At 62.1% G+C, this 11,427-nt stretch carries 9 protein-coding genes; 7 read left to right on the top strand and 2 right to left on the bottom strand.

Annotated elements, in window-relative coordinates; all coding sequences use genetic code 11:
• Window positions 1-14 precede the first annotated feature (14 nt).
• Genes LMJ30_RS05035 through LMJ30_RS05025 form a run of 3 tightly spaced genes read left to right on the top strand, consistent with a single transcriptional unit; the run spans window position 15 to window position 4,414 of the window.
• A complete protein-coding gene (locus LMJ30_RS05035) occupies window positions 15-2,288 on the top strand; it encodes a T6SS effector phospholipase Tle3 domain-containing protein (RefSeq protein WP_229431251.1) in 2,274 nt (757 codons plus the stop codon).
• Window positions 2,285-4,114 (top strand): type VI lipase adapter Tla3 domain-containing protein, encoded by a 1,830-nt coding sequence (locus LMJ30_RS05030; RefSeq protein ID WP_229431250.1) that lies wholly within the window; start codon window positions 2,285-2,287, stop codon window positions 4,112-4,114. Before LMJ30_RS05035 ends, LMJ30_RS05030 begins: the two co-directional genes overlap by 4 nt.
• 33 nt (window positions 4,115-4,147) lie before the next feature.
• Window positions 4,148-4,414, top strand: coding sequence for a PAAR domain-containing protein (locus LMJ30_RS05025; protein WP_229431249.1), 267 nt, complete (start codon window positions 4,148-4,150; stop codon window positions 4,412-4,414).
• Window positions 4,415-4,451: 37 nt separating this feature from the next.
• Here the strand turns inward: LMJ30_RS05025 and glmS are convergent, their stop codons facing one another.
• On the bottom strand, window positions 4,452-6,281 hold the full coding sequence (gene glmS, locus LMJ30_RS05020) for a glutamine--fructose-6-phosphate transaminase (isomerizing) (RefSeq protein WP_229431248.1): 1,830 nt from the start codon (window positions 6,279-6,281) through the stop codon (window positions 4,452-4,454).
• Between the two features lie 165 nt (window positions 6,282-6,446).
• Between glmS and LMJ30_RS05015 the strand changes: the two genes are divergently transcribed.
• The 3 genes from LMJ30_RS05015 to LMJ30_RS05005 all read left to right on the top strand — a co-directional run bounded on the left by LMJ30_RS05015 (window position 6,447) and on the right by LMJ30_RS05005 (window position 8,973).
• The gene (locus LMJ30_RS05015) at window positions 6,447-6,920 is read left to right on the top strand and encodes an Lrp/AsnC family transcriptional regulator (RefSeq protein WP_229431247.1); all 474 of its coding nucleotides are present in this window, start codon (window positions 6,447-6,449) and stop codon (window positions 6,918-6,920) included.
• Window positions 6,921-7,021: 101 nt separating this feature from the next.
• Window positions 7,022-7,792: an ABC transporter ATP-binding protein gene (locus LMJ30_RS05010; RefSeq protein ID WP_229431246.1), complete on the top strand. Its 771-nt coding sequence runs from the start codon at window positions 7,022-7,024 to the stop codon at window positions 7,790-7,792.
• On the top strand, window positions 7,789-8,973 hold the full coding sequence (locus LMJ30_RS05005; RefSeq protein WP_229431245.1) for an ABC transporter permease: 1,185 nt from the start codon (window positions 7,789-7,791) through the stop codon (window positions 8,971-8,973). The genes LMJ30_RS05010 and LMJ30_RS05005 overlap by 4 nt, the downstream gene beginning before the upstream one ends.
• Window positions 8,974-9,091: 118 nt before the next feature.
• Here LMJ30_RS05005 and glmU read toward each other — a convergent pair whose 3' ends face one another.
• Complete coding sequence (gene glmU, locus LMJ30_RS05000) at window positions 9,092-10,468, bottom strand: bifunctional UDP-N-acetylglucosamine diphosphorylase/glucosamine-1-phosphate N-acetyltransferase GlmU (RefSeq protein ID WP_229431244.1); 1,377 nt, start codon at window positions 10,466-10,468, stop codon at window positions 9,092-9,094.
• Window positions 10,469-10,495: 27 nt separating this feature from the next.
• On the opposite strand from glmU, the gene LMJ30_RS04995 reads away from it, so the two are divergent.
• Window positions 10,496-11,395, top strand: a complete 900-nt coding sequence (locus LMJ30_RS04995; RefSeq protein ID WP_229431243.1) for a DUF6279 family lipoprotein — start codon at window positions 10,496-10,498, stop codon at window positions 11,393-11,395.
• The last annotated feature ends 32 nt before the right edge of the window (window positions 11,396-11,427 follow it).

Below are 11,427 nucleotides of genomic sequence, written 5' to 3'. Positions count from 1 at the left end.
CGGAAGGTGAACTCATGGCAGATTCGAGCAGAAATTATCCGAAGTCTGAATATTTGGCGAACCACACCTGCACGGTTTTGCGAAATCAGCGTGCGTCCGACAAGGTCATCGAGCACCCTCGCGACAAGCCTTGTAACATCATCATCATCCATGGCGTGAACGATGTCGGCACCAGCTTCAGTGAAGTGGAGGAAGGCCTGTGCGTCGGACTAGAGCAACGCCTTTCCCGCTGCTTCAAGCCGGCGAAGTACTCGCTGCCGACCGACAAGGACACGGTGGTCGAGGACCCCGATGCGACCTACTTCAAGCGCAATGTAACCACCGACACCGACAGTCCGGTTATTCCGTTCTACTGGGGCTTCCGGGAGGCGACCGATAAAGCGAAACCCGTCAACGGCCAGAAGACCGACCGCTACGGTAATCGCCTCGACAAGGACTTGTCCAAAGGGGGCGGCCCGTTCGCCAATGCCACCAGCAGCCTGCCCGACATATGGAACCGCGGTGCCGGGGCACCAATGGATCCCATTAAAGACCGGCTGCGGCCGCTCAATAATGCTCCTGGCCGTATGTACATGGTGCTCGCCGCGCGGCGTTTGGCAGCCCTGATCGCGATGATCCGTGACTACGGCCAGGACGAGACAGTCACGATCGTTGCCCATAGCCAAGGATGCTTGCTGAGTTTGCTCGCACAGGCGTTCCTGATGGAGCGTGGGGAGCGCACCGCCGATACCCTGATCCTGACCCATCCGCCCTACAGCCTCGATGATGACACCGACACGCTGGTCGACCTTGCGAATCTCTTCACTGGCGGTATGGATGCCCCGATGGGACCGCACTACGACAAGATTGCGGCGCCGCAGACCCTGCATGGCAGACTGCAAACCCTGGTGAACATCGTCAAGGGCGTGGCCAAGGCAAAAGCAACCGCGCCTGCCTTTGCAAAAATCGGCGAGGCCGAATGCGGCGGCATGGTTGAGGGCCGATGGAAGCCGGATGCCGATCGCGACAACCGGGGCAAAGTGTACCTTTATTTCAGCCCGGAAGACATGACGGTCGCGCTCCAGAACATGAAGGGAATCGGCTGGCAAGGCGTACCGGACTACCTGCAAGGAACAAGGGCTACCGGGCAGCGCGACGTGAGCGGATACGCGGCCAGCAAGGGGTTGAACATTGGCCCTGTGCGCAGCATTACCGAAAAAATCAGCCGGCAACCGCTTCTGGAACTGGGAAGCAGTTTCCGCCAGCGCGTGTTTACCTCAAAGCAGCGTTGGGACCCGCAAAAGCGGAAAACGCTGCCGGTACTGGTCGGTAAGCCGCCCCACGATTTCGCGCTATGTATTAAAGGCGAAGACGACCATGCACACGTCGCGAAAGGCGGGCGCAGTTTACGCGCCTCTCTCCCGGTCGCAAAATGGCCAATCCAGCCGGGCGACAAACCCGAGGATCAGCGCTATGGGATTCGCAGGATCAACGGAGAGCCGTTGCCCAACCCCTGCCTGGCAGACATGCGCGGCAGTCAAATCGACGCCAATAAGATCCCAGCCAGCTCAGCGCATTCGACACTGAAGTTGGCAGACCGCGGACCATGTGAAGAAGTGGACCCCATCACCGCGTCGATCGCGATCGCCAGTGAAGGCGCCTTGCGCATTAATCCTGAGGTGCGCCCCGACCCGACGGGAAAAGTCAGCTATCCAGGCGTTCAGGAACCACTGCCCCAGCAGGAAGTTCAACGGATGGAAGCAGCGTACAACGCGGAGAAGAATCCAAAGGGTACGAACGAAGAGAATAAGTTCGCGATCGTGCGTGCGATACGCCACCCCGACGGCACGGTGGTCGCGATGGTGCGGGAAAGCCGGGATGCGGCGCGGCGGCGCTGGCAGCACGAGGTCAGCGCGAAATCCTTCCACAGCGCGATCTTCGACAGTCGCAAGAACCATAGCCAGGTTACGGCCTACGACGTTTCCATCGGCAGGGGAAGGGCCTCCACGGATCCGAATTTCTATGCCTACCTGTGCGCGGTGGCGGACTGGCGGTTGAAGGATCCGCCTTCTGGGCGGAAGCCCCGCAAGGGAATCATGACGTGGAAGGACTTCTTGACTACTTTCAGCATCTATCTCGAGTGCGAACCCATGTGGCGGCGTGAGCTCATTGAAGGCAACATGAAGTACTACACGGACGGCACCTTGCCAACATGCCTGCCGCTGTTGACGGGCACACTCCTCGATATCGTGGTATCGGAAACGACGGGAACGCGGATCACGCGGACGGCGCCGAAGGAGAAAGCATGAGCGCCGCCGCCCTGGTTGACGAGGCGGCAGTAAAGCGCCCCATGACATGGCGGTATCTTGCCGGAGCGGGTGTTGCATATCCCCTCTTGCTCATGCTGTGGCTGATTTTCGATTTCCGAGTTCTCAACCCGGAACTGGTGAATGTTGACGTGGAGACGACGATGGACAAGATGCGTTGGTTCGGGGTACCGCTGGCAGCCATTGCGCTCCTGTTCGGCGGCAGCTGGCTGGTCGCGTCCTTCAAGGCGGACGCGCGGGAACGCGAGTGGCAACAGAAAACGCAACAACTCAAGGCGCAGGAGGCCACAGCGAACACCGAGCAGGCACGCCGGGAATACGTGCTGGAGGTTATCGGCCTAGGCGTCACGGTCGAGAAATACCGACAAGGCAAGCTATGGGAAGCCCTGCAAAAGGGGACGCCTTTCAGCAGTATTCGTGAGCCGGACCCGAAGAAGTATGAGTGGAGCAGATTCGACAAATCTGGCGTGGCCGGGTCCCGCGCGAATGACGCACTAGAAAACGGCGCAGCGGCCTCGCCGATGTACTGGGGCGCGCCGTCATTCTATGCCGGGAGCCCAATGCTGGATCCCGCCGAACAGCCCAGCGAGATACGGCCCATGGAGGGGCTTGCCGGTGGCGCGGAAACCACCGGAATGGCCTGGCACCTGTTCGTGACGGGGCCGTGGCAGTTGGCAGAGCGCCCCGACCAGCTGTTGGAACAGGTATTCGCATTCTTCGACGCTCACCCGGACGTCCCGTACGTAATGCTGCATTCGGAAGACAGCTCGTCAACGCGCGACGACTTTTTGCCTCCAGGCGCGGCTAGGCTTGTCGAGGATGGTTACTACATCCCGGAAATGCCTGATTCAACCGCCGTCTTCGTGCTGGCGCGCCGTGAACGGGTTGAACCGCTGCGCCCGTATGTGTGGGACGACCCGGACAACGACTACCTGCAGGAGAACCTGCGGATGATGTACTACGACCTGCAGAAGAACGTGCCGACGCCCGAAAAGCTGGCCAATCCCGAAAAACACCATCGTACGCGCCTGCCGACTGTCGCTGAATGGCTGACAGCCGCAGCGGCATTCGCAAAGCGCCCGGTGTTCGACAAGGACCAAGCAGACATCTCCTTGGCGGCTTTCCGCCGCTGGCTGAACGACCCGCCGAAGGACTGGAAGCCCACGCCCTGGTTCCCGGTCCCATGGAACCGCAATCAAATGGAAGCATTCGACAACTTGCCTTCGCTGGGCTTTATCCACCGTCCGGTCTTCGTCAAATTCGATGACGAGCACGGCCAGCCGGTCAAGCGCCGCGAGGCGCGCCAGAAGATTCTGGAAGCAGGCTGGCAACAGGCCCTCCAAACCTTGCCGGCTGCCGAGCGTGCAAAAGGCCCGGCCCGCATCATCGGCGCCTTCGGCAAGCAGGTCGAACAGCAGCTAGCGTTCGAAGCCACCCTGCACAGCTATGCGGCGCAGGGCGGCCCAGAGATCGATACCAGCAAGACGGCGCAGTTCATCAACACCGACCATCGATTCGGCAACACCGGGGCCAGCACCTTCTTCGTACAGATGGCGGTCGGTGTGATGGGAAGCTACTACGAAGGTGGTACCTCGGCCGCCGTCAACCTGCGCGATCCTGCCGGAGCCAGCATCGTGTTTATCAGCCCGCCGTCGGAAGAGAGGCGCAAGGCGCAGAAGGACCGGGACCTGTTTAAGCACCAGGTACAGCCGGCGATCGATCCGGAAAACTACAAGCCGCCGACAGTGGGGGCAGTCTTACAGACAGAAGGGGCGACGGGAATCGAGGAAAAGACCACGTCAAAGTAGTGACGTTCAAACCAGTAGAGTTTTGGGGAAAAAATGCGTAAAGTCATCCGTTTAGGTGATACCACATCCCACGGCGGCAAGGTGATCAGTACCCGCGCTACCCATTTGAAGGTGGGGGGTATTCCAGTCGCTTGTGTCGGCGATCGTTGCACCTGCCCCATCTCCGGGCACAATGGGTGCACGATCGTGACTGGCTCCCCTCGCCATCACATCAACGGTGTTTCAGTTGCTTTTGAAGATGACGTTACCAGCTGCGGGGCTAAGCTGGTGTCGACTTTGCAGAACTTTCGCACTACATAAATACACCTGGCCGTCCCCCCGCCCGGGGCTTCAGGATTTACTCGACCGTGACCGACTTCGCCAAATTGCGTGGCTTGTCGACGTCAGTGCCACGTGCCAGTGCCGTGTGATACGCCAGCAATTGCAGCGCAGCCACGTGCAGGATCGGGGACAGCTGGCCGTAGTGTTCCGGCAGGCGGATTACGTGGACGCCGTCGCCGGAGTTGATGCGGGAGTCGACGTCGGCGAAGACGTACAGCTGGCCGCCACGGGCGCGCACTTCCTGCATGTTCGACTTCAGCTTTTCCAGCAGAGCATCGTTTGGTGCGATCGTAACCACCGGCATTTCGTCGGTGACCAGCGCCAGTGGGCCATGCTTCAGTTCGCCTGCTGGGTACGCTTCCGCGTGGATGTACGAAATTTCTTTCAGCTTCAGCGCGCCTTCGAGGGCGATCGGGTAGTGCAGGCCGCGGCCGAGGAACAGGGCGTTTTCCTTGCGGGCGAATTCTTCTGCCCAAGCGATGATCTGCGGCTCGAGCGCCAGTACCGCGGCGATGGCGACCGGCAGGTGGCGCATCTGCTTCAGGTAGGTTGCTTCCTCTTCTTCGCTGAGGCGGCCGTTGACTTGCGCCAGGGTCAGGGTCAGCAGGAACAATGCGGCCAGTTGGGTGGTGAATGCTTTGGTCGAGGCAACGCCCACTTCGACGCCGGCGCGGGTGATGTACGACAGCGCGCATTCACGCACCATTGCGCTGGTGGACACGTTGCAGATCGTCAGCGTGTGTTCCATGCCGAGGCTGCGTGCGTGTTTCAGCGCGGCCAGGGTATCGGCGGTTTCGCCGCTTTGCGAGATCGTGACGACCAGCGTGTTCGGGTTTGGCACGCTGTCGCGGTAGCGGTATTCGCTGGCGATCTCGACGTTGACCGGTACTTTGGCGATCGATTCGATCCAGTACTTGGCGGTCAGGCCGGCGTAGTAACTGGTGCCGCAGGCCAGGATCAGCACGCGGTCGATCTGCTTGAAGACCTTGTAGGCGTTGTCGCCGAACAGTTCCGGCATGATGCCGGTGACGCCTTCGAGGGTGTCGCCGACAACGCGCGGCTGCTCGAAGATTTCCTTCTGCATGTAGTGGCGGTACGGGCCCAGCTCGGCGGCGCCGGTGTGCGCGTGCACGGTCTTCACTTCGCGGTTGGCCGCGCGGCCTTCGCTGTCGACGATCCAGTACTTGCCAATCTGCAGGTCGACAACGTCGCCTTCTTCCAGATAGATGATGCGGTTGGTCGTGCCGGCCAGCGCCATCGCGTCCGAGGCGACGAAGTTTTCGCCTTCGCCGACGCCCAGGATCAGGGGCGAGCCCTGGCGGGCCGCGACCACGCGGTGCGGTTCTTCGCGGCTGAACACGGCGATTGCGTAGGCGCCATGCAGGCGCTTGACGGCGCGCTGGACGGTGTCGAACAGGTCGCCGTCATACATGTGGTCGACCAGGTGGGCGATCACTTCGGTGTCGGTCTGGCTCTGGAACACGTAACCAAGGCCGGTCAGTTCGGCGCGCAGTTCATCGTGGTTTTCGATGATGCCGTTGTGGACCAGCGCGATGCGTGCCGACTCTTCGGTTGGCGAGAAGTGCGGGTGGGCGTTGTGGGATGCTGGCGCGCCGTGCGTGGCCCAGCGGGTGTGGGCGATGCCGGTGAAGCCGCCCAGCTTGGCTTCTGCCACCTGGGTTTCGAGGTCAGCCACGCGCGAGGTGGAGCGCGAACGCTTGAGGCGGCCATCGACGTGCAGCGCAACGCCGCAGGAGTCGTATCCGCGGTACTCAAGGCGCTTCAGTCCTTCGATCAGGATCGGGGTGATGTTACGCTGCGCTACTGCTCCGACGATGCCGCACATAAAGACCTCTTTTAATGGGTAAATTAACAATAGGGCAATACTAGTGCAGAGCTTGTGAAATATGCTTTCTAAATACGCTGTATTTCGTTATATTATTTCATGATGAATGACTGATGAAATTTACTTTCATTGAACTTATTAATCTGAAGTTTTATTTCAACATACATGTCAGAACAACACTACCAGATGGATGATTTGGATCGTCGCATCCTCAATACGCTACAGCTTGACTCATCGCATACGAATGCCGAACTGGCGGAACTGGTGCATGTGTCGCCGCCGACCTGCCTGCGCAGGGTCAAGCAGATGCATGAGGCAGGCATCATCGCGCGCCAGGTCACCCTTGTCGTGCCCGAGAAAGTGGGCGCGCGGCTCACCGCCATCGTCGAGATTACGCTGGATGTCCAGGCTGCCGAGCGTATGGATGAGTTCGAACAACATGTGGCCGGGGAAGCGGCCGTCATGCAGTGCTACCGGGTGTCGCCGGGGCCGGATTTTGTGCTGATTGTCCAGGTGGCGGACATGCCCGCCTACCACGCCTTGGCGCACAAGCTGTTCGCCGCCCACGCCAATGTCCGCAATGTAAAGACTTACTTCTCTACCTTCCGCAGTAAATTCGAAACCCGCATCCCAGTCTGATCGGAATTGACCCCACGCAACTTGTGCCACTAGGAAATAGTGTCTACTGGCAACAGATGAGCCAGCGGCCCGCTGGCCGGTAAGATGCGAGGCGAGTTGCGATGGACATGATGCAGAACCTGAAGGCCGGCCCGCCCCCTGCGGCCCCTGAACTGGTGCAGTTGGCCGGCGTGCACAAGCGTCACGGGCAGGGACTTGCCGGCGTGCAGGCGTTGCACGACATCGACCTGACCGTGGCGCAGGGCGAGATGGTGGCGATCTGCGGGCCCTGTGGCAGCGGCAAGACCAGCCTGCTCAATATCATCGGCATGCTCGACACCGCCAGCGAAGGCAGCGTGATCATTGCGCGGCTGCTGGTGTCCAAAATGTCCGACCAGGCGCGCGCCGACCTGCGCAGCGAGATGATCGGTTTCGTGTTCCAGTCATACAGCCTGATCCCGGTGATGACCGCGCATGAAAACGTGCTGCTGCCGCTGATGCTGCGCGGGCGGCTCGACGAAGCCGCGCTCGAAGAAGCCGAGCAGCGCGCCGCCGACCTGCTCTCTCGCCTCGGCCTGGCGACCCAGATGCGCCACTATCCCGGCCGCCTCGACGCCAGCCAGAGCCAGCGGGTTGCAATCGCGCGCTCCCTGGTAACCCATCCGCGCCTGGTGGTGGCCGATGAGCCGACGTCGCGCCTCGACAACGGCTGCGTGCGGCTGGTGATGGACCTGTTTGCGCGCCACCAGTACGAGCACGGCACCGCGTTTGTGCTGTCGACGCGCGACCAGCGCCAGTTCAGCCGGGTGACCCGCACCCTGCAACTGACTGAGGGGCGGCTGGCGGGCACGCCGCTGGAAGCGCGGCGGCGGCCGCTGCGGGTGCAGGTATGAGTCCGCAGCGGCTGGCGCTGCGCACGGTGCTGCTCGGGCGCCCGCGCACCGTGCTGGCCGTGCTGGTGATCGCCGCCAGCCTGTCCGCGCTGGACTTGTTCGCGGGCCACATCGCCAGTACCCGCGCCCAGCTGGAATACCGCTCCGTGATCGGCGAGCGGCTCGGCCACCTGGCCATCCAGCGGCCGCGCGCGAAGCAGAACGAAGGGGCGCCGATGTTCGACCGCGAAGAAGCGGCGCGCATCAGGCAGCTTGTCGAAGGCACGGCTGGGATTGCGCTGGTGCTGCCCCAGATGAGCCTGGGCGGGCTGGCGTCGACGGGAGAGCGCTCGGCCTTGTTCCATGGCGAAGGGGTCGATGCGGCCTCGCCGGCCGACGCGCCGGGCAAGCTCAGGGCCGGCGTGCGCAATGGGATAGCGGTGAGCGTTGGCCAGGCGCGCACGCTGGGACTGCGCAACGGCAGCAATGTCACGCTGACCGGCGCGGCGGCCGATGCGCAAACCCGGCCCTTGCATGCGGAAGTGGTCGACATCTTCAGCACCGCCGGCCTGAGCGCCGATGCGCGCTCGGTGCTGATGCCGTTTGAACTTGCCCAGAGCCTGCTCGACACGCAGCGAACCGAGCGGTTTGTCGTTTTCCTGAGCGACCCTGCCCAGCTGGAAGAAAAACGCGACCAGCTGCGGCGCGCGCTGAAGCAGGGCGGGGTGACGGCGGAGATCCGCACATGGCAGGAGCAGTCGCCATCGTTCATCGTTGCCGACAAGACCGCCAACGTCTCGTTTGACAGCGTGGCGGGGATGGCCTTCGCGGTGATCGGCGCCGCCATTGCCGCGACGGTCTCCATGAACGCCTTCGAACGCCGGCGCGAGGTCGGCACGCTGCGAGCGCTGGGCATGCGCAACGTGTCGGTGTTCCTGATGTTTGCGGCCGAAGCCCTGTGGATGGCGGCGATCGGCGTGGTGATCAGCCTGGTTGCAAGCGGGCTGATCGCGTGGGTAGTGAACCGCGCGGCGCTGTCGTACTCCGCGCACCACGCGCTGCGGCCGGCGCCGATGCTGGTCGAGCTCGATCTGAACCGGATGACGATGGCGGTGGTGACGGTGCTGGCCGTCGCCCTGCTGGCGGCGCTGGTGCCCGCCTTCAAAGCCGCCCGCGGCGGCATCGCCGAAGCGCTTGCGTGAGCAGCAAAAGCCGTTGCGTCTACTTAGGCAACATTGCAAAAATCGGGGTCAGACCACCGGTGTTTTGGAATATTCCAAAACACCGGTGGTCTGACCCCGAATTTGGGAAACTGTTGCCTTATTTTTTTACTTTGACCGGGCGCTTCCAGCCTTCAATCGTCATCTGCTTGGCGCGCGAGATCGTCAGCTGGCCGGCAGGCGCGTCTTTCGTCAGCGTGGTGCCGGCGCCCAGGGTCGCTCCGGCGCCGACCGTGACCGGCGCGACCAGCTGGCTGTCGCTGCCAATGAAGGCGTCGTCGCCGATGACAGTGCGGAACTTGTTGGCGCCGTCGTAGTTGCAGGTGATCGTGCCGGCGCCGATGTTGACCCGCGAGCCGACCGTGGCGTCGCCGACATAGGCCAAATGGTTGGCCTTGCTGTGCGCGGCGACCTGGCTGTTCTTGATTTCGACGAAGTTGCCAATGTGGACGTCTTCGGCCAGCTCCGTGCCCGGACGCAGCCGCGCATACGGTCCGATCATCGACTTGGCACCCACCACCGCGTCTTCAATGTGGCAGAACGGCTTGATCTGCGCGCCGGCGGCGATCTTGGCATTGACGATGACGTTGTGCGCGCCGACCGACACGCCGTCAGCCAGCTCCACCCGGCCTTCGAACACGCAGCCGACGTCGATCGTGACGTCGCGTCCGCAGATGAGCTCGCCACGGATGTCGATCCGCGCCGGGTCCATCAGCGTCACGCCTTTTTCCAGCAGCGCATTGGCGAGGTTGAGCTGGTGGCGGCGCTCGAGCTCGGCCAGTTGGACCTTGCTGTTGACGCCGGCTACTTCCCACTCGCCCGATGGCTGGGCCGAGACCACCGCGACCTCGTCCGCCACGGCGCGGGCGACGATGTCGGTGAGGTAGTACTCACCCTGGGCGTTGTTGTTCTGGAGCGTAGACAGCCATTGCTTCAGGTGGCGCGTCGGCACCACCATGATGCCGCTGTTGATTTCGCGGATGGCGCGCTCTGCTTCGCTGGCGTCTTTTTCCTCGACGATGCGCACAATCTTGCCGCCTTCGCGGACGATGCGGCCAAGGCCGAAGGGATTCTGTTGCTCCACGGTGAGGATCGCAAGCTTGTCGGCGCCAGCGGCCTCGACCAGGCGCTTGAGCGAGTCGAGCGTGGTCAGCGGGACGTCGCCGTACAGCACCAGGGTCGGCGCGTTCTCGTCGAGCTGCGGCAGCGCCTGCATGACGGCGTGGCCGGTGCCGAGTTGCGGCTCTTGCAGGGCGGTATCGATGTTGGCGTGGGCGCCATTATTCTGCTTGGCAACCATCTCCGGCACCGCTGCGCCGCCGTGTCCGTAAATCACGCATAATTTGCTCGGCGACAGCCCACGCGCGGTGTCGATCACGTGCGCCAACAGCGGCTTGCCGGCCAGCGGGTGCAGTACTTTCGGCAGCGCGGATTGCATCCGCTTTCCCATGCCAGCGGCGAGTATCACTACATTCATGAGCAGTCGTTCAGAAAAGTTAATAAGATGAAAAAGTTTAACACGCAAGACACTTTATTCCATCGGATTCGATTGCTGTGCGTGATCGCAGTCATGCTGACCGTCGCTGCCTGCAGCAGCGTCCGTTTTACCTACAACAATGGCGACACGCTCTTGTATTACTGGCTGAACGCCTATGTCGACATCGATACCGACCAGTCCGACTGGGTGAAGAAGGATATCGACGACTTGTTCCAGTGGCACCGCAGCACCCAGCTGAAGGATTATGTGCAGCTGCTCCAGAAGGGGCAGCGCCAGCTGGCAGGCAACCTGACCCAGGCCGACCTGCTGGCAGACTACCGCGAAATCCGCGCCCGCTCCGAGAAACTGGCCAACAAGGCGGTGCCCGACCTGGCCGAGCTTGCCATTTCCCTCAAGCCAGACCAGATCAATACGCTGGCGCGCAAGTTTGAATCGAACAATGACAAGTACCGCAAGAAGTTCCTGCGCGGGGGCACCGAGGAACGCAACAAGGTGCGCTTCAAGAAGGCGATGGAGCAGTTCGACCTGTGGTTCGGCGACTTCAGCCGCCAGCAGGAGGCGGCGCTGCGCAAGGCGTCCGACGCGCGCCCGCTCGACAACGAAGTCTGGCTCGACGAGCGCATGCGCCGCCAGCAGATGATCCTGGCGCTGCTGCGCAAGGTGCACGACCAGAAGCTGAGCCGCGAGGCAACCATACCGCTGGTGCAGCAACTGGTGCGCGATGTCTTCGCGCGCATGGATTCGCCCGAGCGCAAGGCGTTCTACGACGCGTCCATCGACGGCACCACCAAGATGATCCTGACCGCTGTAAAGATTGCCACGCCGGAGCAGAAAGCCCACGCGCACAAGCGGATGCAGGGCTGGATCGACGACTTCAACGTGCTGGCGGCGGCCAAACAGGAGTAGGGGGCGCGGCTGGGCCGGATGTCGCGTGGTAT

Origin of the sequence: Massilia agrisoli, assembly GCF_020831365.1 — a bacterium.
Taxonomy (GTDB): domain Bacteria; phylum Pseudomonadota; class Gammaproteobacteria; order Burkholderiales; family Burkholderiaceae_D; genus Telluria_A; species Telluria_A agrisoli.
The sequence above is the reverse complement of the archived record's forward strand: the minus strand, read 5'-3'. Positions and strand labels throughout refer to the sequence as shown.